The 24732-nt window shown below is 43.6% G+C and carries 22 protein-coding genes; 1 reads left to right on the forward strand and 21 read right to left on the reverse strand.

Going from position 1 to position 24732, the window contains the following annotated elements; all coding sequences use genetic code 11:
* Window positions 1-10: 10 nt before the first annotated feature.
* From C0979_RS08265 to C0979_RS08355, 20 genes are all read right to left on the reverse strand, one after another.
* A complete protein-coding gene (locus tag C0979_RS08265) occupies window positions 11-913 on the reverse strand; it encodes a nucleotidyltransferase family protein (protein ID WP_101695512.1) in 903 nt (300 codons plus the stop codon).
* A gap of 119 nt (window positions 914-1032) precedes the next feature.
* Entirely contained in the window at window positions 1033-2022 is a 990-nt protein-coding gene (locus C0979_RS08270; RefSeq protein WP_101695513.1) for a hypothetical protein, read from the reverse strand.
* Window positions 2009-3535 carry an MBOAT family O-acyltransferase gene (locus C0979_RS08275; RefSeq protein ID WP_101695514.1) on the reverse strand — a complete coding sequence of 509 codons (1527 nt, stop codon included), beginning with the start codon at window positions 3533-3535 and terminating at the stop codon, window positions 2009-2011. The genes C0979_RS08270 and C0979_RS08275 overlap by 14 nt, the downstream gene beginning before the upstream one ends.
* Window positions 3536-3537: 2 nt before the next feature.
* The gene (locus tag C0979_RS08280; RefSeq protein WP_101695515.1) at window positions 3538-3768 is read right to left on the reverse strand and encodes an acyl carrier protein; all 231 of its coding nucleotides are present in this window, start codon (window positions 3766-3768) and stop codon (window positions 3538-3540) included.
* Between the two features lie 2 nt (window positions 3769-3770).
* On the reverse strand, window positions 3771-4970 hold the full coding sequence (locus tag C0979_RS08285; protein ID WP_101695516.1) for an alanine racemase: 1200 nt from the start codon (window positions 4968-4970) through the stop codon (window positions 3771-3773).
* Entirely contained in the window at window positions 4957-6486 is a 1530-nt protein-coding gene (locus C0979_RS08290) for an amino acid adenylation domain-containing protein (RefSeq protein ID WP_101695517.1), read from the reverse strand. Before C0979_RS08290 ends, C0979_RS08285 begins: the two co-directional genes overlap by 14 nt.
* A gap of 205 nt (window positions 6487-6691) precedes the next feature.
* Complete coding sequence (locus C0979_RS08295) at window positions 6692-6955, reverse strand: HPr family phosphocarrier protein (RefSeq protein ID WP_101695518.1); 264 nt, start codon at window positions 6953-6955, stop codon at window positions 6692-6694.
* A gap of 11 nt (window positions 6956-6966) precedes the next feature.
* Complete coding sequence (locus C0979_RS08300) at window positions 6967-8220, reverse strand: CdaR family protein (protein WP_101695519.1); 1254 nt, start codon at window positions 8218-8220, stop codon at window positions 6967-6969.
* The gene (gene cdaA, locus C0979_RS08305) at window positions 8198-9082 is read right to left on the reverse strand and encodes a diadenylate cyclase CdaA (protein WP_101695520.1); all 885 of its coding nucleotides are present in this window, start codon (window positions 9080-9082) and stop codon (window positions 8198-8200) included. Before cdaA ends, C0979_RS08300 begins: the two co-directional genes overlap by 23 nt.
* 47 nt (window positions 9083-9129) lie before the next feature.
* Window positions 9130-10233, reverse strand: a complete 1104-nt coding sequence (locus tag C0979_RS08310; protein ID WP_101695521.1) for a hypothetical protein — start codon at window positions 10231-10233, stop codon at window positions 9130-9132.
* On the reverse strand, window positions 10234-10629 hold the full coding sequence (locus C0979_RS08315; RefSeq protein WP_101695522.1) for a hypothetical protein: 396 nt from the start codon (window positions 10627-10629) through the stop codon (window positions 10234-10236).
* Between the two features lie 56 nt (window positions 10630-10685).
* Window positions 10686-10946 carry a ComF family protein gene (locus C0979_RS12255; protein WP_306346035.1) on the reverse strand — a complete coding sequence of 87 codons (261 nt, stop codon included), beginning with the start codon at window positions 10944-10946 and terminating at the stop codon, window positions 10686-10688.
* Between the two features lie 37 nt (window positions 10947-10983).
* Entirely contained in the window at window positions 10984-11430 is a 447-nt protein-coding gene (locus C0979_RS12260) for a double zinc ribbon domain-containing protein (RefSeq protein ID WP_306346036.1), read from the reverse strand.
* Window positions 11427-13637 carry an SF1B family DNA helicase RecD2 gene (gene recD2, locus C0979_RS08325; protein ID WP_101695523.1) on the reverse strand — a complete coding sequence of 737 codons (2211 nt, stop codon included), beginning with the start codon at window positions 13635-13637 and terminating at the stop codon, window positions 11427-11429. The genes C0979_RS12260 and recD2 overlap by 4 nt, the downstream gene beginning before the upstream one ends.
* Before the next feature lie 31 nt (window positions 13638-13668).
* Complete coding sequence (mreB, locus tag C0979_RS08330; RefSeq protein WP_101695524.1) at window positions 13669-14658, reverse strand: rod shape-determining protein; 990 nt, start codon at window positions 14656-14658, stop codon at window positions 13669-13671.
* Window positions 14659-14771: 113 nt separating this feature from the next.
* Complete coding sequence (gene uvrA / locus C0979_RS08335) at window positions 14772-17615, reverse strand: excinuclease ABC subunit UvrA (protein ID WP_101695525.1); 2844 nt, start codon at window positions 17613-17615, stop codon at window positions 14772-14774.
* Between the two features lie 45 nt (window positions 17616-17660).
* Window positions 17661-19640, reverse strand: a complete 1980-nt coding sequence (gene uvrB, locus C0979_RS08340; protein WP_101695526.1) for an excinuclease ABC subunit UvrB — start codon at window positions 19638-19640, stop codon at window positions 17661-17663.
* 113 nt (window positions 19641-19753) lie between these two features.
* Window positions 19754-20185 carry a GNAT family N-acetyltransferase gene (locus C0979_RS08345; protein WP_101695527.1) on the reverse strand — a complete coding sequence of 144 codons (432 nt, stop codon included), beginning with the start codon at window positions 20183-20185 and terminating at the stop codon, window positions 19754-19756.
* Between the two features lie 53 nt (window positions 20186-20238).
* Window positions 20239-20853: a DUF4230 domain-containing protein gene (locus C0979_RS08350; protein WP_101695679.1), complete on the reverse strand. Its 615-nt coding sequence runs from the start codon at window positions 20851-20853 to the stop codon at window positions 20239-20241.
* 19 nt (window positions 20854-20872) lie between these two features.
* Window positions 20873-21523: a YigZ family protein gene (locus tag C0979_RS08355; RefSeq protein ID WP_101695528.1), complete on the reverse strand. Its 651-nt coding sequence runs from the start codon at window positions 21521-21523 to the stop codon at window positions 20873-20875.
* A gap of 150 nt (window positions 21524-21673) precedes the next feature.
* On the opposite strand from C0979_RS08355, the gene C0979_RS08360 reads away from it, so the two are divergent.
* The gene (locus C0979_RS08360) at window positions 21674-24205 is read left to right on the forward strand and encodes a transglycosylase domain-containing protein (protein ID WP_101695529.1); all 2532 of its coding nucleotides are present in this window, start codon (window positions 21674-21676) and stop codon (window positions 24203-24205) included.
* Window positions 24206-24284: 79 nt separating this feature from the next.
* Here the strand turns inward: C0979_RS08360 and C0979_RS08365 are convergent, their stop codons facing one another.
* On the reverse strand, window positions 24285-24668 hold the full coding sequence (locus tag C0979_RS08365; protein WP_101695530.1) for a hypothetical protein: 384 nt from the start codon (window positions 24666-24668) through the stop codon (window positions 24285-24287).
* Window positions 24669-24732 lie beyond the last annotated feature (64 nt).

Genomic DNA, 24732 nt, shown 5'->3' on the forward strand with positions numbered 1-24732 from the left:
TCTATATATCCTAATATTCTCCTGCCTCGATCAAAGCCTTAATCGAATTTACAACCTCTTCCTTATCTTCTTTATAAGTTACTCCAAACCATTTATCTTTCGACTGCAGCACCCGTACTGTCACCTGATCCTCTTTCAGCCATTCTCCGATAATAGTCGGAAGCAGATATTCTGCCTTTACATCTCCTTCCGGTAAGTCTTCAAGAAAGATATTGAAATCCTTCTCCAAATCGTCAAATACTTCCGGCATCAGCCCCCACATATTCATAGACACTTCGGATTCTACATCAATCGGCATTGCACCGTCCTCCGACTCAATCTGCGCTCCGTCTTCCGTCTGTACAATATTATGGGTTTCTACAATATCGGTAAGCATCCCATTCTCATCCACCTTACATACACCTCTGGTAACCCCGCCATAGGCACTTAGTGTATTCTTCAGTACAAAACCAACCATGCAAAGTGGAAGCCTGTCTTTTTTCTCAGGCTCCTTAGTCAGATAATCATAAGCCGTCTGGTATGCCGTTTTCCCATAATAATCATCTGCATTAATCACCAGAAACGGCTCCTTTACTACCTCTTTACAGCACAGAATTGCTTGACCGGTTCCCCAAGGCTTGGTTCTTCCCTCTAACTTCTCCTGATACTGTCGTGGAATATCGGAAAGTTCCTGAAATACATACGCCACTTCTACCTGCTGCTCTATCCGCCTTCCGATAATCTCCTTAAAATCCTTCTCGATATCTTTTCTGATCACAAATACTACTTTATCAAAGCCTGCTGCCAATGCATCCTTCACCGAATAGTCCATAATAATCTCGCCATTTGGCCCAACCGGCTCCAACTGCTTAATCCCGCCGCCAAACCTGCTGCCAATCCCTGCCGCCATAACTACTAATGCCGCTTTACTCATAATTTGTCCCTTATTCCACAGTGTATGAAGCTATGGATTTCCTTTCTACTTTATATTTCTGAATTTCCATTGCTTAGATTATAACAAATTATGAATAAAATAACCAGTCATTTGCTTGATCAGCGTTTCTTTTCGTACATCTCCTTCAAATAGGTTCCCAGTACCCTGCTAAACTGATTTCCGGATTCTCCATACATATGTCCCTCGTAATCAAGATAGTTTCGAATCCCTCTATCAAAATCATCAAGGGGCAGGTAATTAAAATCATAATAAGGAACGTCATATGCCTCCATAAGTTCTGTGTAATACCTATGTGCCTCTTCAAACACATCTCTGTACAGATCCAACGTTTCCTGCGGAACCGGAGTGGTAATAACCACAAGCTCTATTTCCTCTTCCCGGCAAAGCTCTGTCAGTTTTCTAAAATATTCTTTTTCCACATCCTGGATCTGCTGCTGATTCCAAAGGACAATATTCTGTGAGCCTTTGTCCCCATTTGGATCCGTAATCTGATACATATATCCTTCTTCTGTATAATCCTGCAGCCCATTGTTCAGCGGGCCTACTTCATAATTTTGATAAGCGCTGCTTAATTTCATCCGAACTGTCTCTTCGATATTTCCCGCCTGATTCCGATAATAGAACCATGGCGCCAACGTCACTCGGATGTCCATCTCTTTCACTTTAGCCCAAAAATATTCAAGCTTTACCAGCGACATCGGAAACTCTTTATATATATAGACAGAATTGGATCCATGATTCTGCACGGTAGACCAATAGGACGGATCCAGCTCATAAATAATTCGCTTTGGCTTTTTCTTCCGGCAGGCTTCCTTTACCAAAAAGTAAGAATCTATCAAATGTTCATCCGGCATACAGATATTGGTACTCTTTCTTCCTGTAATCTGATCAATAATCTCAGGATTAATCGCACTCAATCCATGAGAGGTTCCGATAAATATATCATCATACTGAGTCGTCCCAATCCGATGAACATTGACCCGCGCAATGTTATATTGCTGAAGCGCAAAATTCAACAGTCCTGTCAGCAGACAGCAAATGACTACAAACCCTGCCGCCCTTACTGCTTTCCATTTAAAACTGTGCATAAATAAACCCTCCGGTTGTCGTCATCACATACCCAAACATCGGAATTCCAAACAACAGCATTCCGTAGACTGCCCATCGAAACAAAAGCGGCTTTTCCGCCAGACTTTCCCGAATCTTAACTCCACGTTCCTGACGGAAACTAATGAAAAACACCACCAGGCATCCCACAAGCAAAATCAGATAATCCAGCCAATCCAATCCCAGTGTAAGCAGTGATCCATCCTGAAAAGCAGAAAGAGAAAATCCGGTAACGGTCGTCTTCATCATGGTAAATGCAGCTGACAAGCTAACTGCCATATCGAAATACCAGCTGATATTGATCAAAACAAACGTCCGCAGAATCTGTACCACTTTCCAACCTCCCGATTTCTGATTAATCGAAAAAATTTCCAAACCCTTACGATAAACCGGCGCCAGAAGGCTGCTTACAGAGATAATCAATCCGTGATACAAGCCGTATGCAATAAATTTCCATGCAGCACCATGCCAGACTCCCACAAGCAAAAACACAATCAGATTTGCAATACAAATGGGAATCACACGCCCGGTCTTCTTACCAAACACTTTTTTAGACCATTTTCCGATACGCCCCATCCACTTGGAAAGAGACACCGGATAGAACACATAATCCTTCATCCATGTTCCAAGCGTAATGTGCCACCGATGCCAGAAATCTGTAATGGAGACTGCAAAATACGGTCGTTTGAAATTCTGATCCAGCTCTATTCCAAACAAAGACGCCACGCCCATAACCACGTCCATTCCACCGGAAAAATCCATATACAATTGAACCGAATACATCAGCACCGCCACAAGATTGAGAACCCCGGAATACTGAGTATAGTTCAAAAACACCTGATTAACCACAACTGCCGCCCGATCAGCCAATACCAATTTCTTAAAGAATCCCCACAGGATCAGCTGCAGCGCATATTGCATTCTCTGCAGATCAAATCGATGTTCCTGATACAGCTGCACAGCCAGTCGGTCAAACCTTCCAATGGGCCCTTGCAGAATCTGCGGAAAGAAGGATACGAACAAGGCAAACCGAAGCGGATTTTTCTCAGCCTTACATTTTCCCCAGTAAACATCCAATAAATAGCCCATTGACTGAAATGTATAGAATGAAATTCCAAGAGGAAGCATCCACTTCTGAAAAGAAAAACTGGTATGAAATATGGCATTTACATTTGCCACTGCAAAATTGGTATACTTTAAAACCGCCAGCATTCCAAAATTCAGCAAAAGACCAAGCGTCAGAATCCTTCTCTTCGCCGCCTTAGCCTCCTTCTTCGGAAGCTCCTTCTGCTCTACTTTTTCCAGAAGTCTCCCCGCCGCATAGGTTGTACCTGTCGTATACACCAAAAAGAGGAGAAGCTTCACTCCCGATGATGCATAATAAATATAACTGAACACCAACAGCCACAGCCACTGATATTTCTTTGGAATCAGATAATATCCCACCGCTGCCACTAGCACAAACAGCAGAAATTCCATGGAAATTAACGACATGCTTATCCTTCCTCCTGAAGGCGCTTCACCATCTGGTACAGTGCCTGTGCAGAATTGAAATTCTCCGGCACAATATCTGCCGGCGTAATCCCAATATCAAATGCCTCTTCCAGTTCACTAACAATTGATAAAATTGCAAAAGAATCCAGCCATTCATCGTCAATCAAGGTCGTACAAGTTTTATAATCCACATCCGGCTGAATCTCACTTAAAATTTCTAATAATTGTTCCATAATTATTCCTCCTGATTCCATTCATCTGTTCTTTTTCGGTCTCTCATAAGCTGCATCCCACATTCTCTTGAATAAAAGAAAATTCGTGGAAGATCTCTGCTTAAAAACAAGTAAATTCCTTCCGTCACGGAATACGCTCCGACCCGCTCAAACACCAACAAATCTCCAATTGCCGCATTGGAAAGCGGAAGATTCTTTACCAGGACATCATTCACTGTACACAGAGAGCCACAGATATTCCACAGTTCCTTTTCTTCTTTCTCTTTTTGTGATAGATGCATAAAGTGCGGAATCTTCATTGCCATCATCTGCCCAAAATACGATAAATGATGGATTCCCCCATCCACAATTCCATACCTCTGTCCTTTATTGATTTTCTGATCTACAATTCGAGTCAGATAATAACCACAATAGGCTGCCAGATACCGCCCCACTTCCAGCGTAACAGTCCCCTGAAAGCGAAGCCCATCTAACATTCTGCTAAACGCATCCAAAAGCGCCTCATCATCCACTTCTTCATCCGACTGAAAATACGGTACATAAAATCCCGGACCATATTCCAATTCCTCTGCCCGGTATCCATACCGTGTTTCCATCTCTCCCATCATTTGATCCAGATATTCCAGTTCCTGCTCCATCTTTTTCAACTTCTTTTTCTGCGTTCCGGAATAATACTGAAAACCAGAAATGTTAACATGGGGATACTCCCATCTATGCTCCAATACTTTTGCAATGGATTCTTCGTCCATTCCAAATTGATTTCCACTTGAAACCCGAAGCAGCGCCCGGATATTCTTTCCCGCATCTGCGGCACAGCTCTCTAAAATCTCCAACTGCTGTTTCGATTCTATCGTGAACGTTCCTTTCCCTCCATACGTTTCCACAGCATGGCAAATCTCCCGATCTTCTTTGTACACTCCTGACAGGACGATCTGTTCCATCGGAACCTGATGCCGTTCACAGATACGAAATTCTCCCGGCGAACACACCTCATATTTATCCACGAAATTCTGGAGCGGCGCGACAAGAAAGGGATTGGCCTTCATTGCATAACACAGCCGGATCCTATTTCCCAGGCACCTCCGGATCATCTGCAGACGATCCTTTAGTTCATCCAGATCAAACACATATGCCGGCGTAGCAATAGACTCATTCCAGCCTTCCAGCCAGTCTGTGCTTCTCTCCTCCTTACCTTCGTTCATACTGTCCCTCCTCATACAATTCCATCAAACGTTTTCGGTCAATCTTTCCATTTTTTGTTACTGGGAATTCCAAAACTTTTACAAATACATTCGGGATCATAAAACTCGGAAGAACTTCTCCCAAAATCCGATGCAGCTGTCGTTTCTCTGCTTCTCCAGCATAAAAAGCCACGATCTTCTGCTTTCTTTCTTCATAGAGACATACGCTCCGTTTTAAACTCTCTACTCTCTCCATTGCAGCCTCGATTTCCCCCAACTCAATCCGATGCCCCATATGCTTAATCTGAAAGTCTTTTCTGGTTGCAAAATAGAGTTGTCCGTCTTCCCCGTAATAGGCCAAGTCTCCCGTCCGATAAATGGTTTCCATATATCTGTCGTTCAATGGATTCTGTACAAAAGCCTTCTTCGTCTGCTCCGGATTTCGATAATACCCCAGCGACAGCGCTGTTCCAGCCACACAAAGTTCTCCTTTCTTCCCAGTTTCTTCCACCAGACGATCCTGTTCATCTAACAAAAACACCTTCTCATTCGGGAATGCCTGTCCAATCGGAATCTGTTCTCCCAGTTCAAATTCCCGATCAACAATATAATACGTACAATTGCAGGTGATTTCCGTCGGACCATAGACATTGACATACAGTGCATCCGGAAGATAGCTTCGCCATTCGTTCAAATGACGAACCGGCATCACTTCTCCACTAAAAATCACTTTCCTGATCTGACGGGGTACTTTATACTCAAATCCCTTCAACGTTGTGATAATACACAACGCTGATACCGCCCAAATTAGTGTTGTAACCTGCCGTTCTTCCAGATAATCCAGCAATTTCACCGGAAAAGAAAACAATTTCTTTGGAATAATCTGCATCGTCGCTCCTGTTCTCAACGTAGAATAAATATCCTTCACCGACACATCAAAATCAAACGGAGCCTGATTGCCAATTACGTCTTTAGGCTCAATTCCAAATAATTCTGTAAATTCTTCTATGAAATCAATGACTGAGCGATGACTGACCACGACTCCCTTGGGAACCCCTGTGGAACCTGAAGTAAACATCGTATAGAGAGGATCGGTATCCTGACTCCTTTGCCGGATCTCTGCAAGCTTCTCCTCATTAACGGCCGACTGTGCCGCTTCTCCTATATCGATCTGCTTTGCTCCAAACGCCGGCGCCTGATATTGTTTCTTGTAATTTTCTTCCGTAATAACAACGTCTGCATCTAATGTATAAAGAATCTTCCGAAGGCGTTCTGCCGGAAGCTTGGGATCTAACATCACATAAAAGCATCCCGCATACACCGCCCCCATAAATGCACAGATTGCCGATACCCCCTTTTCCATAAATACAGGAACCGGACTTCCCGGAGACACCCGATCAGCCAAATAAGTTCCTATCGCTTTCGCAGTCTGCTTCAATTCCCGATAAGTACAGGAAACCTTTTCATCAGCAAAAGCAATCTGATCCGGAACAAGCTTTTCTGAACTTTCCAAATAGTCTAAAATATTTCGAACCATTTCTCCCCCCTTATGAATTCTACCCACATGTATACTTTAGTGTATCGCATGCGCATAAATCTGTCTATTCATGTAATTAAATCTTAAAAATCTTTAAAAAATCTTAATTTTTTAAAAAAATTACAGAGGAACCGCTGATCATTATGTAATCCAGCAATTCCTCTGCTTATCTTTTGTCTTTTAGTCTTTTTTCTTTTTGTACCTATTACTCTCCAAGTCCGCCTTCAATAGCCTCTACCATTGCCCGCATGGCCTCTTCCTCGTCTTCTCCTTCGCAAGTCAGCTCGATCTCATCACCTTTTTTGATACAAGCTCCGAGAACACTCAAGACACTTTTCGCATTTGCACTGATATTGTCATACTCAAATGTCACCTTACACTGGTATCTACTTGCCATATTGCAGAAGATTCCTGCCGGTCTTAAATGAAGACCTGTCGGATTCGTAATTGTAACTTTCTTTTTAATCATAATCTTTCCGCCTATTCTTTTTTCTTACTTTCCAGTACAATGCTGATGCTTGCCTCATCCACTCTTGTGCATCCTTCTGGAAGTTCGACATCTACAGGCACTGTATAAGTTCCTGGATCTTTATAATCTTTTAAATCAATACTGACTTTCTTCGCAATAGAATATACATCCAGGACTTCACTTGAACCTCTGATCTGAATCACAACATCGACAGCGTCTTTATAACTCATATCGAGATCATCCGCCAGGTTTTTCACCATGATGGCGTTCGTCGGCACTTCAAAGGTTCTTGCCCCTGGCTGCTCAATCGTAATGGAGACTACGATACTGTCCGTTGTATCATCCACAAGCTGGACTCCCTCCGGAAGATAATCTGAAATATCAATCACTCTTTCTGTCCGCTCTGTTAGATCCGTGGCCGACAGGGCGCTTGCCGGAATATCAATTGCCGTCAAATCCTTGATCTTCTTCTCATCTCCCGTTACCTGAACCTCTTTTGGTTCGGCTTTAATCTCTCCAATCTTATAGCCTTCCGCAGCCATAATTCCAGAAGTGTCTAAATTGATTGGTATGCTTTTAATCTGATATAATTCTACATCGACAGTCAGACCATCTTCGCCCAAATTGTTGGACAACTGTGCCTGATCAATTACGTTATTATTCACATCATACAATACCAGTCCTGCTTCCAAAGTTGCATTCTCAGAAAGACCGGATACATTCACTTCTGCCATAACTTTGTTGATACTGTCAATCACAGTCTTCGGACCTGAAATCGTAATTTTCTCCGGATTTGCACTTAGGTCACCAATAATATATCCATCCCTCGGTGTTCCAACACTGGTTGCCGTAATCGGGAAATTATTCTTGGTCTCAGCATCAATCTTAACCTGGAGATTTCTCGGCGATGCTATCGCTTTTGCATCCCTTCCATTCTCCCCCTTAATAGATACTGAAATTGGAATCTGGGTTCCCAACGTCAGTTCTTTAAAATCTGCAGTTGCCACAATATCTTCCGCATCAATCTTACTCAATTCCGATCGTTTTGCTGTCACCGTCACATCCACTTCCGACGTACCGTCCAGAATCTGATAGGTGCTGTTATTATTCGTAATAACTTCTGTATTCACCACTTTTACCGGAATATTCGTATACGTTTTATCCGTTTCCGGATCATCTGTATTAACCACCAAAAGCCACGTAAAAGAAGCAATCAGGAAGGCTACCACTTTCAGACCCAGATTACGCGTTAGTTTTTCTCTCATCTTTGCGCCTTCCTTTCCACCATGCTGCTATTCGGTTGTATTCTGTCTTTTTGTCCTGAATCTCGATCAGCTTCTGCCGCAGTTCTTCTTCAGAAATATTCCGAAAAATCTGTCCTCCCTGAGCCACAGATACTGCTCCCGTCTCTTCAGAGACTACAACGATCAACGCATCGCTGACCTCGCTCATTCCAACCGCTGCCCGATGTCTGGTTCCCAGCTCCTTGCTGATTCCCATGTTATCTGTCAACGGAAGATAACAGGTTGCCGATACAATACGGTCTCCGCGCACGATAATTGCACCGTCATGAAGCGGCGTATTATGCTCAAAAATATTGATCAGAACCTGACTGGACATCAGGCAATCCATTTTAATTCCTGTGCTTTCATATTCTGTAAGACGAATCGCCTGCTCTACAACGATCAACGCTCCCGTCTTTACCTTTCCCATTGCATACGCAGCTTCGATGATGCTCTCTCTCGTCTCCTCACTGAAACGACTCTTTTCACGATTGGATTCAAAAGGAACAACCGAGGTGAGAAATTTCTTCTCTCCCAATTTTTCCAACGCTCTTCGAAGTTCCGGCTGAAACACAACGATAGCTGCTGTCGCCATAACTGTCGCTGCATTTTTCGCAATATATAAAATCGTATGCATTTTAAAGATGGCCGCTAACAGAATGAACACTGCCAGCACGATAATTCCCTTCATTAACATCCAGGCTTTTGTATTCTTAATCCAAACCATCACCTGATAGATCAGAAATGTAAGAATCATCACCTCTACGATATCGGTAATCTGTACATCCGGAAAATAAAGATCTCCGGCATACTTTTCTACAAACCGTCCCAGCCATTGCTCCATTCTGTCACCTCCTTCTTTGATAATTCGGAAATCTCCCAAGCGCTACTTTAATCGTCCAGATTCAGATCTTTTCTAAGACTCTGTGTCAGAAGCATCTTATCTACTTCTCTCATATCCTGAACCTTCACACCCGGTCCCTTCTTCGGTGTACGTTTGGACACCGGTTTTTCCCGCTTTCTTTCTGCATTCTTTCTCACTGCTTCGGTATCAATGATCTCTGTCTCCTGACGTTCATTGATCCGTTTTACCGTTTTTTCCGGTGTGCTTACAGACACTTTCGGTATCGCTTTTACATAGTAATAATATTCATCATCTTCAAACTGAAGGCTTTCACTTCTTGCATAGTCCACCGTAAAGAAAAACAATTCTAAAATCAATCCAACAACGATCGCCACCAGGCTTCCACCAATCAGTGCGCCGTATGAAGTATGTACTCCAAGTGCAATATCACCCACTGCAATTACGATCACATTTACAACTGCACCTGCAATAATCGCAATCTTCCAAGCGTGATCTACCGCCTGTCTGCGAAGGCTGTATACCACAAAACAGGAAATCGCGAAAGCAATGATTACAATCCACATTTCCTTACTTTGGAACACCTGCTTTGCATATTTGGTAATCTGTGTCATCAGTCCTTTTGCCCCGCTGCCTTCCAATGCAGTAGACGTCTTTTTTACATATTCCATCATATAATATACGATCGTTCCGCAAGAAGTTGCCACCAGGCTTGACGGCGCAAATGCCAGCCCGCAGACAATCGGAAGAAGATACGGGATCTTCAGCGCGAAGGCAATTGGCGTCAGCAATACTAAAAACGCCATCTTTGGAGCCAATCGAAAGAAAAAGCAATACATCACCAAAAATACAACTGCTGTTACTGCAAACACTCCTAACGACAGTGAAAACATATGAGCAAGAAGCAGCGCAGTTGCCATTACAACCGTCGCCATCAGAGGCAGAAAAGTACAAATCACTGCCAAAGCCACCGTAATCACCGGCGAAGATGCAGCCTTCATAAATCCCACGTTCTGATTAATCAAAAGAAATGCTACCAGCGCCAACAAAAACTGAAGTCCTTTATCAAATATTTTGGAATGCCGTCCATAAATCGCCTGCAGCCGTTCCCGAAGTACATATACATTATCCATCTATCTCTTCTCCCTTTCATATAGCTTCAAAAGTCTAGTCAGATCATGATTATATTTCTTCACTCTCTGCCTGGACTCTCGATGTTTTTTATTGAAAATATGACTTGCAATCACTCCGTACAGAATCAATAGAAACAGATATACAAGCACCAAAATTCCCAGCATCAAAAACATCATTCCAAAACTCATACTGCTCAGAAAATTGTCCATTCCTGCCAGAAAAATAAGTCCCACTGCACAGATATATCCGACGGTTACCCATATAATCGAACAAATCGTATGCAAACTTGCATAATCCTTTCGATAATAAGCACTGACCTTAAAATCTTCCTTTCCCTGTGTCTGTTCATAAAAAGCAAGACGGGTCATGAGTTTTACTTTTTTTTCATCTAACATAATCCACCTCAAAATGTTCTACAGTGATTTAAACATCATTTTTAGTATAACAAAGATCAGTATCCTTGTCCAATACTTATAGTTAAAAAGTAAACTTTTTCCACCCCGCATTTCTTCAAAATTCGAGCTGCGGCATCTATTGTATTCCCCGTTGTATAGATATCGTCCACCAGTAAAACACAAGGTACCGGGAGGAAGCTTTTTCTGACGGCAAATGCTCCCATCAGATTCCTTTTTCGCGCCTGAGTCCCCAACATCTTCTGCGGATCCGTATCCTTCCATCTGGCCAGATTTTCTGTGTCTACCAGAATCCCCAAGATTTTTCCTATTTCCTCCGCAAGAATCTGTGCCTGATTATAACCTCTTTTTTTTCATTCTTTTTCTATGTACTGGAATTGGCATGATCAGATCCGGCGCCCACTTTCGGATGGTCTGTTCATAGACAGACACCATTTCTTTCGCAAGCAGAGCACCGTATCTTCTTTGATTATGATACTTGAACTGATAAATAGATGTACTGACAGGAGGTCTGTGAACCCAAACGCTCACGCCTCTGTCGTACCAATGATGTGCATGCATACAATCGTAGCAATATTCCTGTTCTGGCTGACTGACCGGCTTGCCACACTTCATGCACCGTGGATGCACAATGCGCAATTGATCCACCTCTTTGCGGCAAGAAGTGCAAATCCCCGATCGATTTACCTTCCCGCAAAATGGACATACTTCCGGCCACAACCACTTCCCGACTGCTTCCACTATTTTTAAAACAGTCCCCTTCACGTTCTTCCAATCTATCATTGTAATTCCCGGATTCGTTCATGAAGGCTGGTATTGCGGTCCTGCTCATTCGCATTACGGATCATTTCCTGAAAAACCGTATCGCTTCCGACCAGCGTCACGCAATGCTTCGCCCTGGTAACCGCTGTATACAGAAGATTTCTGTGATACAGCTGCCTCGGTCCCTGCAGAAGCGGAATCACAACTGCAGGATATTCACTCCCCTGTGATTTATGTATGGTAATCGCATAAGCCAGTTCCAATTCTTCCAGCAAATTATACGGATACTTCACCATCCTCTGCTCGTCGTATTCTACAGTCACCGTCTCCTCATAGGAATTGATTTCTTTCACAATTCCCATATCACCGTTAAAGACTCCAACCCCTTTGTCTATCGTCATCCCATAACGGGTGGAAACTTCCCATTCCAGCTGATAGTTGTTTTTTATCTGCATTACCTTATCGCCTTCCCGGAACAGACGGTCTCCGTATTCCTTCTCTTTCTTTCCCTTTTCCGGAGGATTCAAATACTCCTGAAGAATCTTATTCAGACGTTCTACTCCCAAAAGCCCTTTTCTCATAGGTGTCAGCACCTGAATATCATATGGCTTTGCATGAACATACTTAGGAAGCTTTTTCTGAATCAATGTGATCAGCACACTGATAATGACATTGGGATCCTGTCTTTTCAGGAAAAAGAAGTCCCTGCTTTTATTATTAAGCTCTATCGCCTCTCCCCGGTTAATCTTATGTGCATTCATCACAATATCACTTTCCCCTGCCTGACGAAAAATCCGAGTCAGCATTACAACTGTAAAACACTCAGATGCAATCATATCTTTCAGAACACTTCCCGGTCCCACACTTGGAAGCTGGTTCCTATCTCCCACTAAAATCAGGCGGGTTCCCGGAACAATTGCCTTTAAAAGTGCATATATTAACGGAAGATCCACCATAGACACCTCATCGATAATGATCACATCATCTTCCAAAGGATTTTCCTCATTTCGCTGAAATCCAGTAGGACTGTCTCCCTCCGGATTTCCATCTACCTCCAACAGCCGATGAATGGTCGAAGCCTCATATCCGGTAGCCTCCGTCATTCGCTTAGCCGCCCGCCCTGTAGGCGCCGCCAGCGCAATATTCAGCCCTTCGCTTTCAAACAAATGAATCATAGCATTGATCGTCGTTGTTTTTCCCGTTCCCGGTCCTCCAGTCAGCACCATAAGTCCACGGCGCACAGCTTCCAGAACCGCCGTTCTCTGCATGTCGTCCAACACCATTCCCGTATTGTCCTCAATGGAGTGAAGCCTGCGTTCCAGCAAAGCCTCATCCACTTCACAATCTACATTCAGATCATGAAGCATTTTCGCCGTATTCATCTCCATGTAATAATAATGAGCAGAATATACTCTCATTCCATCTTCTGCTTCTTTCAGCACAACCTTCTTCTCCATTGCCAGATCCATCAGATACTTTTCAATATTCTGAATCTCCACCTGAAGCAGCTGTCCGGTTCGGTAAAGAAGCGCTTCCTGCCTAAGATAAACGTGCCCCTCTCCTACGCTTTGAAGCAGCGTATAAAAGATTCCGCTTCGAATTCGGAAATCGGAATCTGTGTGAATCCCAACTTTTGACGCAATCTCATCTGCTGTCTTAAATCCAACTCCCGGCACATGATCCGCAATCTGATAGGGATTTTCTTCAATCACACGATATACAGTTCTCCCATAATGCTGATAAATTCTGGCTGCTAAGGTTGTAGAAATCCCGTACTTCTGCAAGTATAGCATCGCCTGACGCATATCCTTCTTCTCTTCCACCTGTACTGCAATTTCCCGCGCTTTCCGTTCACTGATCCCTTTAATTTCCGCCAATCTTTCCGGCTCTTCTTCAATGATCCGAAACGTATCTTCACGAAACTTCTTGACAATCCGCCCTGCCAGCGCAGCGCCTACTCCCTTGACCGCTCCGGATCCTAAGTACCGTTCGATAGACACCAAATCCTCTGGCTCGCACACAGTGGACTCTTCCACCTTAAACTGTGTTCCATACAGTTTATGTGTAGTGTAACTCCCTTCCAAATGTAGAAGTTCTCCTTCTTCAATATAATGAAAATTACCGACACAGGTGATTTCTCCATCGTCATTATTCAAATTAAATACGGTATACCCATTCTCTTCATTCCGGTATACAATGTGTTCTACATATCCCTTTATACTTTCCATTCCACTCTAATTTACTCTTTATCTTATCGTTTTACCGTTCCTTGCGTCCACCCATGAACTCCACGAATTGTCCCGTTCCAATTGCAACGACCTTCATCGGTTCTTCCGCCGTCATGGTATTGATCCCGGTTCGCTCCTCAATCAATTCTTCCAGTCCCCGAAGCATGGCTCCGCCCCCTGTCAGAACAATTCCTCGATCCAGAATATCCGCTGATAATTCCGGCGGTGTACGCTCCAATACGCTAATCACCGCCTCCACAATCTGTCCCGTCGTCTCCCGAAGGGCCTCTTCCGTCTCCGAAGAAGTCACTGTCACCGTCTTTGGAAGACCTGTAACTAGATTACGACCGCGCACTTCCATTACTTCTTCCTCTATCAATGGGTAAGTGGTCCCGATCTTAATCTTAATATCCTCTGCCGTCCGCTCTCCGATCAGCAGATTATGTTTTTTACGCATAAACCGGACAATTGCCTCATCAAAATCGTCGCCTGCTATTTTGATAGAGGTATTTACAACCGTTCCTCCAAGAGAAATCACCGCAATATCCGCGGTTCCTCCGCCGATATCAACAATCATATTGCCACAAGCCTTTGAAATATCAATTCCTGCTCCGATTGCAGCCGCCACTGGCTCTTCAATCAGATGAACCTCCCGCGCTCCTGCCGCATAAGTTGCTTCCTGAACCGCCTTCTTTTCCACTTCGGTCACTCCACTCGGAACACAAATACTAATTCTTGGCTTTTTAAACATCCGCTTTCCAAGAGACTTCTGAACAAAATATTTAATCATTTTTTCTGTTACAGTATAATCTGAGATGACACCCTGACGCAGTGGTCTAACCGCAATAATGTTTCCCGGCGTGCGCCCCAGCATCAACCTGGCTTCTTCGCCGATTGCCTTGATAGTGTTACTGTCCCGGTCAAATGCAACTACCGACGGTTCTTTCAGAATAACCCCTTTTCCTTTCACGTACACCAGGACGCTTGCCGTACCCAGATCGATTCCAATATCTACTGACATTCTAGTTCCCCTTTCATGATACTGTCTATATGATCATCCTTCGTTCATTTGTTGTTTTCTTCTTGCGTGTACGTACCATTATAATCAAATTTCCCGAAAATGGAAAGACCTATTTATCGCTCCAGCATTGACCTGATATATTTCCCTGTATAAGAAACCGGACTTGCCGCCACTTCTTCCGGTGTTCCCTTTGCGATTACAGTACCGCCTTTATCTCCACCTTCCGGACCAATATCAATGATATAATCTGCCGTCTTGATCACATCCAGATTATGTTCAATTACAATGACCGTATTTCCATCCGAAGACAGACGTCTTAAAATCTCTGTCAACTTATGGACATCCGCAAAATGAAGTCCCGTTGTAGGCTCATCCAAAATATAAATCGTTCTTCCGGTACTTCGCTTACTCAATTCTGTTGCCAGTTTAATTCTCTGAGCCTCTCCTCCGGACAAGGTTGTAGAAGGCTGTCCCAAACGAATATAGGAAAGTCCCACATCGTACAGTGTTTCCATCTTCCTACGGATACTCGGCACATTTTCAAAGAAATGAAGTGCCTCTTCCACCGTCATGTTTAGTACGTCGTAAATACTCTTTCCTTTATATTTTACTTCCAATGTCTCGCGATTATAACGTTTTCCTTTACAAACTTCACACGGAACATAGACATCCGGCAAAAAATGCATCTCAATCTTCAAAATTCCATCTCCGCTGCACGCCTCACACCGTCCGCCTTTCACATTGAAACTGAACCGGCCTTTCTTATAGCCTTTGGCCTTCGCATCCGGCGTTGCAGCAAACAAATCCCGGATCAAATCAAATACTCCGGTATAAGTCGCCGGATTAGACCGCGGCGTCCTTCCAATCGGTGACTGGTCAATATTGATTACTTTGTCCAGCATCTCGATTCCCTGAATCTCTCTATGCTTTCCCGGAATCGTTCTCGCACGATTCAATTCCTTCGCAAGACGCTTGTAAAGGATCTCATTTACCAAAGAACTTTTTCCTGAACCGGAGACTCCCGTAACACAGGTCATCACTCCCAATGGGAATTCCACATCGATATTTTTGAGGTTATTTTCGCTGGCTCCGATAACTTTTAGCCATCCGGTAGGCTCTGCTCGGTACTCGGGCACAGGAATCTTAATTCTTCCACTTAGGTATGCGCCGGTTACCGAATTTTTATTCGCCATAATTTCCTTTGCTGTACCTTCTGCTACTACTTCGCCTCCATGCTCTCCAGCCCCCGGTCCAATATCTACAATGTGATCCGCTTCCCGCATGGTATCTTCATCATGCTCCACTACAATCACTGTATTTCCAAGATCTCTTAAATGCTTCAGAGTACCAAGGAGCTTATCATTATCCCGCTGATGAAGTCCAATACTTGGCTCATCTAAAATGTAGGCCACTCCTACCAATCCGGATCCAATCTGTGTCGCAAGACGGATTCGCTGAGCCTCTCCTCCGGACAAACTCCCTGTTGCCCGTCCAAGTGTCAGATAGTTCAAACCCACGTCAATCAAAAAACGAATTCTGGCATTGATCTCTTTTAAAATCTGTCCTCCGATCATCTGCTGTTGCTGATTCAGCTGCAGCTGATCTAAAAATTTCTGTAATTTTTCAATTGACATTGCCGTTAGCTCCGCAATATTTTTTCCACCTACCGTCACAGCCAAGGCTGCCGACTTCAATCTTTGGCCTCCACATTCATGGCACGGCGTAATCCGCATAAATTCTTCATACTCCGCCTTCATAGTCTCCGATCCGGTCTCCCGATATCGGCGTTCCACATTACGAATTAACCCCTCAAATGCCACATCATAAATTCCTTCGCCCCTCTGACCCTGATAATGAACCTTCACTTCTTTCCCATTCGTTCCATGAAGCAAAACATCATGAATTTTCTTGGGGTATTTGTGAAATGGAGTATCCAGAGAAAATTTATATTCTTTACTTAATGCATCTAAGATCGCATATGTGAAGCTTTTCTTATCTGTGCAAGACTGCCATCCCATCACCGCAATCGCTCCTTCGCTGATACTTAGATTTTTATCTGGAATCATCAAGTCTTCATCAAATTCCATCTTATAACCAAGTCCAAAACATTCCGGACACGCACCAAATGGATTGTTAAAAGAAAAGCTTCTCGGCTCGATTTCTTCAATACTGATTCCACAATCCGGGCAGGAAAAACTTTGACTGAAATTGATCGGCTCTCCATCAATCACATCCACGATCATCAGACCTTCCGCCAAATGCAGGACATTTTCAATGGAATCTGTCAGACGCTTTTCAATTCCTTCTTTCACAACCAGACGATCCACAATAATCTCAATATTGTGTTTAATATTTTTATCCAACACGATCTCTTCCGAAAGTTCATACAGGCTGCCATCTACACGTACCCTGACATAGCCGCTTTTCTTCGCCTGTTCCAAAAGTTTTGCATGGGTTCCCTTTCTCCCCCGTACCACCGGAGCCAAAAGCTGAATCTTCGTTCTCTCCGGCAGTTCCATAATCTGATCCACCATCTGATCTACTGTCTGCTTTTTAATCTCTTTCCCACACTTCGGACAATGCGGAATTCCAATTCGTGCATACAAAAGACGAAAATAGTCATAGATCTCCGTCACCGTTCCCACCGTGGAACGTGGATTTCGGTTCGTTGACTTCTGATCGATGGAAATTGCCGGCGATAAGCCTTCAATACTTTCCACATCCGGCTTTTCCATCTGCCCCAAAAACTGTCTTGCATAAGAAGACAGAGATTCCATGTAACGGCGTTGTCCTTCCGCATAAATGGTATCGAATGCCAGCGATGATTTTCCGGATCCGCTAAGCCCTGTCAACACCACCAGTTCATCCCGCGGAATATCAAGATCTATATTTTTTAAATTATTCTCATTCGCCCCTCGAATCTTAATATAATGTCTGCTTTTATTCTTATCTGCCATACTTGTCCTTTCGTACCTATCACTTTTACTTTATAGGATTGCCTGCTATTCATTCAGCATCCGCTTTAATTCTACCAATTTATCACGAAGCTCTGCCGCCGCCTCAAAGTTTAACTCTGCTGCCGCCTTTTTCATTTGCTTCGTCAGTTCTTTGATTAATTTCTCCAGTTCCTGAACACTCATGGATTCCGGATCTTTCTCCATTCTAAGCTCTTCTGCTGCCACCTTCTTCGAAACTGCAATCAGATCCCTCACGCTCTTCTTAATCGTCTGCGGCGTAATTCCATGTTCTTCGTTATACTTCATCTGCACCTTCCGTCTTCGCTCGGTCTCTTCAATGGCCTGCTTCATAGAATCCGTCATTACATCTGCATACATGATCACATGACCTTCCGCATTACGCGCAGCCCGTCCGATCGTCTGAATAAGAGATGTCTCGGAACGCAGGAATCCTTCCTTATCTGCATCCAGAATCGCTACTAAAGTAATTTCCGGAATATCGAGCCCCTCTCGCAGAAGATTGATTCCTACCAATACGTCAAATACATCCAGACGCATATCACGGACAATCTCTGTCCGTTCCAACGTATCAATATCCGAATGAAGATAACGAACACGAATTCCTAATTCGCGCATGTAATCCGTCAAATCTTCTGCCATCCTCTTCGTCAGTGTGGTAATCAAAATCTTGTTTTTCTTCGCAATCTCTTTATTCACTTCACCAATCAGGTCGTCAATCTGGCCTTCCACCGGACGCACTTCCACTTCCGGATCCAAAAGTCCTGTCGGACGGATTACCTGCTCCGCCCGAAGAAGCTCATGATCCGCTTCGTATGGTCCTGGTGTGGCTGATACAAATAATACCTGATCAATCTTACTTTCAAATTCATCAAAGCTTAGCGGACGGTTATCAAGGGCTGACGGAAGTCGGAATCCATAGTCTACCAGTGTCCGCTTCCGCGACTGATCTCCATGATACATTCCTCCCACCTGCGGCACCGTCTTATGAGACTCATCAATCATCATAATAAAATCATCTGGAAAATAATCCAAAAGAGTCAACGGCGGCTGTCCTGCTTCTGACCCCGTCAAATGTCTGGAATAGTTCTCAATTCCTGAACAGAAACCCGTCTCTCTCATCATTTCAATATCGAAGTTGGTTCGTTCAGAAATCCGCTGCGCCTCCAGTAATTTTCCTTCACTTTTGAAGTATTTCACCTGTTCTTCAAGTTCCTCTTCAATCCCTTTAACTGCGCGTTCCAAATCTTCTTTTGAAACCACGTAATGTGATGCCGGAAAAATTGCCACGTGGCTTAGTTCGCTTTTAATCTCCCCCGTCAGCACATCTACCTTCGTAATGCGGTCGATCTCATCTCCGAAAAATTCAATCCGAACTGCCATATCCGCCTCATTGGCCGGTATAACTTCCACAACATCTCCCCGCACCCGGAAGGTACCTCGCTTGAAATCCATCTCATTCCTGTCGTACTGAATATCTATGAGCTGGCGCAGAACTTCATCTCTGTCTTTTGACATCCCCGGACGAAGAGAAACCATCATCTTCTCAAAGTTTTCCGGCTCACCCAACCCATAAATGCAAGATACACTGGCGATGATAATAACATCACGCCGCTCAATAAGAGACGCGGTTGCTGATAGGCGCAGCTTGTCAATCTCATCATTAATAGACGAATCCTTCGCGATGTACGTGTCAGAGGATGGAACGTAAGCCTCCGGCTGGTAGTAGTCGTAATAGGAGACGAAATATTCTACCGCATTATTCGGGAAGAATTCTTTGAACTCTCCATATAGCTGGGCTGCCAGAGTTTTGTTGTGGGCTATAATCAATGTTGGTTTATTTAATTGTGCGATGACGTTCGCCATCGTAAATGTCTTTCCCGAGCCGGTGACACCAAGAAGAGTCTGGCATTGATTGCCTTCCTGAAAGCCTTTTACAAGCTGTTCGATGGCTTGAGGCTGATCGCCGGTTGGGGCATATTCTGATACTAATTCAAAATGATCCATGAAATTCCTCCTATGAATCTATTGTCTTCATTCTCTCTGGCTATTATATCAGAATATAAAATAAAAGTACAGAACCAACCGAATGTTTGTTCTGTACTTCTTTTTCTTGAATCCTATCCGTTTTGTTTTTTCCATATCATCAGATATTCTTTTTCTTTCGTATCTTCGTCTATGCCTTCTTCCTGTGCCTGAAACGCTTCCCTCTGATAAAAACGGATTGCATTCTCATTTTTCTGGTACACGCGAAGACTTAATTCTTCTTTTCTCTTTTTGACAAAATCAAGCAGCTGTGTTCCAATCCCCAAAGACTGGTCCTTGCTTCTTACAAAAATCCCGGCAATGTAGGTATCATCCAATCCCACAAATCCTCTGATCTCCTGTTCCGTCTCATAAACGTAGACTTCCGCCTGCAAAAGCATTTCCTTTACCATGAGATAATGCTTCTCCCAATAGCTTCCCGGAATGAAGTCATGCGCTTCTCTGTTGGTATCCAACCAGATTTTGGCCGTCTGTTCCAAATCTTTATTTTCTAATCTGCGAATCATAACGTCTCCTTTATCCTTGTTCCAATATCAAAAATTCAAAAATCTGCTTATTGCTATTTATCTTTAAAAACAATCTTATATTCGTCCAGATCATACTGGCTTCCAAAAAAACCTTTCAGCATTTCTTCTGCATTGCTCCGGGCATTCTCCAATAGTCCGTTTGCAATGGCATCCGTTTTTGCATTCTCTTTCATTTTCTTAATAGCATCATTATTCTCATCCAGCTTAATCGGACTAAAAATACTCTCTTTTTCATGGTATACTTTGAAAGAATCCAAATCCAACTCTGTACTTAGCACCTTTGCTTCCGGAAGTTTCACTTCTATGTTCTTGCCTTTTAATTCCCATTCGATCTCATTGAAATTGTATCCTGCTTTGATAACGATATCATAACTATATACATATTTGCTCTGGGTAAACGGAATCTTTGCTCCAAATATCGTCCTTGCATCCTCTGTAACATTGACCTCTGTACAGTATGCGGACTGTGTTGCCAGTTCTCCGATATCTTCAAAACCTATTTTCGTCGTCTTGCTTCCTGAATCAATCACTTTTCCGAATCCGAGTGCCACCACTCCAAGGACGGAAAGAATGATGACTATCTTTATAATTAATGTAAAATGCTTTCTAAAAAATCTGAATTTCTTTCTCTTCTTTTCTTCTGACATTGTCTTTCCCACATCCATTCTATAAAATTACCATCTCTCCATTTACGTCTGCAAACCAACAATTTGCCCCTTCTTCCAGCTTCGCCTGCCCATTTGTCCCTTCGATCAGCTCTGCCTTCATACGCTCAAGCATCGTCTCCGGAACCAATACGTCCAGTTCTACATGATCTGTATATTGGGAGTCCAACGTTCGGATTCCCATTTCACCCAACAGATATTGAATCTTTCCAAGTCCGGTATAATCCGTTTCTATCTTCAGTTTAACCCCTGGAATTTTGGTTATAATCACAGAAGAAGCAAGTCCTGCCTTAACAGACGCTGAATATGCACGCACCAATCCGCCAGTGCCCAGAAGAGTCCCTCCAAAATACCGGGTTACCACCACTGCCACATTACGAATTCCTTCGCCTTCCAATACTTCCAGCATCGGGCGGCCTGCCGTTCCGCTTGGTTCCCCATCATCACTGCAGCGCTTCAATTGTCCCTTCTCGCCAATCACATAAGCGGAACAGTTATGGGTTGCGTTCCAATATTTCTTCTTCATCGCCTCAATAAAGGCCAACGCTTCCTCTTCACTCTCCGCTGGAATCACCGTTGCAATAAAACGGGACTTTTTTTCTATCAGTTCTCCCTCTCCGCCTTCATATACTGCCTTATATTCCTCTGACATACGATCGTCCTTTCACCTTTTCTCTGCTTTTTATGATCATTATAATCTATTTCTTAAGAATTTCATACTGAAATATGAAGTTTTCATTTTCTTCTTTATTAAACAATGTTTCTTTGTTATAATAACCTAGTATGAAGGAGGCCAGAACTCATGAATTATGGTAAGAAAAAAGCTTCTCAGAAGCAGAAAAAAATAACATCCAAAAAATCCATGCAGGGAAAACGTGTCGGTGTCCGACTCTTCAAAGCGCTGATACTTTGCGTCCTTGTACTTGGTGTTGTTGGAATGGTTGGTGCCGGCGTCTTTGCAAAAAAGATCCTGGACAACACTCCCGAGGTTTCCCCGGAAGATGTAAAACCAAAAGAATTTACAACCTTTGTCTATGCAGACGACGGAGCCACAGAAATTGAACGTTTCGTTGCTTCTGGTTCCAATCGTGTATACAAACCAATCGACCAAATCCCAAAGGATCTGCAGCACGCATTTGTAGCCATTGAGGACGAACGTTTTTACAAACACAACGGTATTGATCTACAAGGTATCGCCCGTGCTGCAATTGTCGGCATTACTTCCGGTAATTTCTCCGAAGGTGCCAGTACATTAACCCAGCAGCTGATCAAGAATAATGTCTTCCCGAACTTTACGAAAGAAAAGACATTTTACGATCGGCTGGAGCGAAAACTTCAGGAACAGTTTATCGCACTTGAAATCGAAAAACAGATGAGCAAGGATGAAATCCTGGAAAGCTATCTGAATACCATCAACCTTGGACAGAATTCCTTAGGCTGTCAGGCTGCCGCAAAACGTTACTTTGGTAAAGATGTCAGCGAGCTGACCCTTTCAGAATGCGCAGTCATTGCCGGAATTACGCAGAATCCGACCGAATACAATCCGATTACCAATCCGGAATCCAACAAAAAACGGCGTGAAAAGGTGCTGCGGAATATGCTGGATCAAAAATATATTGATCAGGCTGCCTATGACGAGGCTATTGCCGATGATGTCTATGCCAGAATTCAGACTGTCAACAGTGCAACCACAGATAACTCTCCATATAGTTATTTTGTTGATGCATTATCCGACCAGGTAATTACGGATCTTGAGACACAGCTTGGATACACAGAAACCCAGGCATACAATGCAGTTTACAGCGGCGGTTTAAGTATTATTTCTACGCAGAATCTTTCCATGCAGCAGATCTGCGACGAAGAAATGAACAATGATGCAAACTACCCAGGATTAAAAGAATATGGCTTAGACTGTGCCATTACCGTTCGTCGAGCTGATGGAACAGTAGAAAACTACAGCTCCGGTCATATTAAACAATATGTAAAAAATGCTTACGGAAAAGAACAGGGTCTTCTCTACTCCAGCGAAGAAGAAGCGCGTGCCATGGTGGAAGAATGGAAAAGCACCATCGCCCAGGAGGGAGATACCTACGATGAAGTTATCAACGTTACTCCGCAGCCACAGGCCTCTGTAACTGTTATTGATCAGGCTACCGGCCAGATCAAAGCCATGGTCGGCGGACGAGGCGTTAAGTCTACAAGTCTTGGTCTGAACCGAGCTTACAAAGGTTCACCAAGGCAGCCCGGATCCTGTTTCAAGATTTTAGCATCCTATGCTCCTGCTCTTGATTCTTGTGGAAAAGGACTTGCAACCATTATAAAGGACGAGCCTTACACCTTGAAAAATGGCCAGCAGCTTCGTAACGCGAATGGACGGTTTACGGGAAACCGAACTATCCGCGAAGCAATCACCTGGTCCATCAACACCTGCGCCGTAAAACTCAGTGATGAGATTACGCAGGAAGTGGGAATGGAATACTGCGAAAATCTGGGAATTAGCACTTTGGTAAAAGAGAAAAACATCAATGGACAGATCTTCAGCGACCTGACCCAGACGCTTGCACTTGGTGGTCTGACAGATGGTGTCTATAACTATGAAATGTGTGCAGCCTTTGCAGCAATTGCAAACGGCGGAGTCTACAATACACCAACTTTATATACCAAGATCCTGGATCACGACGGAAATGTTCTTTTGGAAGGCACAGGAGAATCCCGTCAGGCTCTCAAAGCAAGTACCGCTTATTTACTGACAAGCGCAATGGAGGACGTTGTAAACTCCGGTACCGGTACAGCCTGCAGAATTCCAAATATGCCCGTTGCCGGAAAAACAGGTACTACAACGAGCAATATTGACCTCTGGTTCTGTGGTTACACACCATATTATACCTGTGCTGTCTGGGGCGGATATGATGATAACAAGGAATGTGGTTACGATACCAACTTCCGTTTCCGATTATGGCAAAGTATTATGAGCCGTATCCATGCCGGACTGGAACCGAAGGATTTCACCATTCCTTCTACGATCAAACAAGAATCTGTATGTGCACTTACCGGTATGCTGGCCACCTCTAAATGTCCGACAAAAACAGAACTATTTGCAACAGATTCTCCAACAAACAAAGCCTGCACAGGTCACGCTGGTTACAGTTACAACCATCCGACAGAGACGGATGAAGATACCGACAGCGATACAGACGATGAGGATACAACACTTACGGATCCGAACACCGGTGATGCTACTACACCACCGACAGATCCAAATCCAACACCTCCGACAGAGCCTCAACCAGAACCGGAGCCGGAGCCTCAGCCGGAACCACAGCCAGGCGCCTGACGAATATCATTAGTTTTTACTGAGCAATAAAAATACACCCTATCCAAACAGATAATTTTCTGCCTGGAAGGGTGTATTTTTATAAGGCAATCCCCGGATGCAGTTCTTCCAATATTTCCCCTAACTGCTGCCTTCCTCTTTTGTCTGGTACATTTCCGAAAAACTCTTCTATCCATTTTTGTTGTCGATCTTCTTCCCTTTCCCTGAAAAACTCCGAAACCAAAACGCCGTTTTCCTCTCCATCCATCTCCCTACTTTGAACTTCTTGCAATTCTCTTTCAAACTCCTGCGCATATTGGTTCCACAGTTTGAAACTATACGCATCAAATCCCAAAAACTCCGTGAGATAAACCAGTCGCTCGAACTCCCCAAACGTCATCCTGCGCTGCCCCATCAGAAGTTCCCGGTCCTTTTTTCCACAAAAAAGCAAAAACGCAAAATATTCCACCTCCTGCTGATGCATAATCATCACCTTTCTTTGTCTCACTTTTACAACCGATTTTATTCCTAATTCTCCACAAAATCAA

This window comes from Dorea phocaeensis (assembly GCF_900240315.1).
Taxonomy (GTDB): domain Bacteria; phylum Bacillota; class Clostridia; order Lachnospirales; family Lachnospiraceae; genus Dorea_B; species Dorea_B phocaeensis.

Bases quoted from the DNA above. Each gene is read 5' to 3' on its own strand.
- C0979_RS08315 (WP_101695522.1), bottom strand. From the start codon at position 10,629: ATGTTAGATGAAAAAAAAGTAAAACTCATGACCCGTCTTGCTTTTTAT.
- cdaA (WP_101695520.1), bottom strand. From the start codon at position 9,082: ATGGAGCAATGGCTGGGACGGTTTGTAGAAAAGTATGCCGGAGATCTT.
- C0979_RS08350 (WP_101695679.1), bottom strand. From the start codon at position 20,853: ATGTCAGAAGAAAAGAAGAGAAAGAAATTCAGATTTTTTAGAAAGCAT.
- C0979_RS08275 (WP_101695514.1), bottom strand. From the start codon at position 3,535: ATGTCGTTAATTTCCATGGAATTTCTGCTGTTTGTGCTAGTGGCAGCG.
- recD2 (WP_101695523.1), bottom strand. From the start codon at position 13,637: ATGGAAAGTATAAAGGGATATGTAGAACACATTGTATACCGGAATGAA.
- C0979_RS08360 (WP_101695529.1), top strand. From the start codon at position 21,674: ATGAATTATGGTAAGAAAAAAGCTTCTCAGAAGCAGAAAAAAATAACA.
- C0979_RS08355 (WP_101695528.1), bottom strand. From the start codon at position 21,523: ATGTCAGAGGAATATAAGGCAGTATATGAAGGCGGAGAGGGAGAACTG.
- C0979_RS08285 (WP_101695516.1), bottom strand. From the start codon at position 4,970: ATGAACGAAGGTAAGGAGGAGAGAAGCACAGACTGGCTGGAAGGCTGG.
- uvrB (WP_101695526.1), bottom strand. From the start codon at position 19,640: ATGGATCATTTTGAATTAGTATCAGAATATGCCCCAACCGGCGATCAG.
- C0979_RS08290 (WP_101695517.1), bottom strand. From the start codon at position 6,486: ATGGTTCGAAATATTTTAGACTATTTGGAAAGTTCAGAAAAGCTTGTT.
- C0979_RS08280 (WP_101695515.1), bottom strand. From the start codon at position 3,768: ATGGAACAATTATTAGAAATTTTAAGTGAGATTCAGCCGGATGTGGAT.
- C0979_RS08300 (WP_101695519.1), bottom strand. From the start codon at position 8,220: ATGAGAGAAAAACTAACGCGTAATCTGGGTCTGAAAGTGGTAGCCTTC.
- mreB (WP_101695524.1), bottom strand. From the start codon at position 14,658: ATGTCAGTAGATATTGGAATCGATCTGGGTACGGCAAGCGTCCTGGTG.
- uvrA (WP_101695525.1), bottom strand. From the start codon at position 17,615: ATGGCAGATAAGAATAAAAGCAGACATTATATTAAGATTCGAGGGGCG.
- C0979_RS08270 (WP_101695513.1), bottom strand. From the start codon at position 2,022: ATGCACAGTTTTAAATGGAAAGCAGTAAGGGCGGCAGGGTTTGTAGTC.
- C0979_RS08295 (WP_101695518.1), bottom strand. From the start codon at position 6,955: ATGATTAAAAAGAAAGTTACAATTACGAATCCGACAGGTCTTCATTTA.
- C0979_RS08310 (WP_101695521.1), bottom strand. From the start codon at position 10,233: ATGGATAATGTATATGTACTTCGGGAACGGCTGCAGGCGATTTATGGA.
- C0979_RS08365 (WP_101695530.1), bottom strand. From the start codon at position 24,668: ATGCATCAGCAGGAGGTGGAATATTTTGCGTTTTTGCTTTTTTGTGGA.
- C0979_RS08345 (WP_101695527.1), bottom strand. From the start codon at position 20,185: ATGATTCGCAGATTAGAAAATAAAGATTTGGAACAGACGGCCAAAATC.
- C0979_RS08265 (WP_101695512.1), bottom strand. From the start codon at position 913: ATGAGTAAAGCGGCATTAGTAGTTATGGCGGCAGGGATTGGCAGCAGG.
- C0979_RS12260 (WP_306346036.1), bottom strand. From the start codon at position 11,430: ATGATAGATTGGAAGAACGTGAAGGGGACTGTTTTAAAAATAGTGGAA.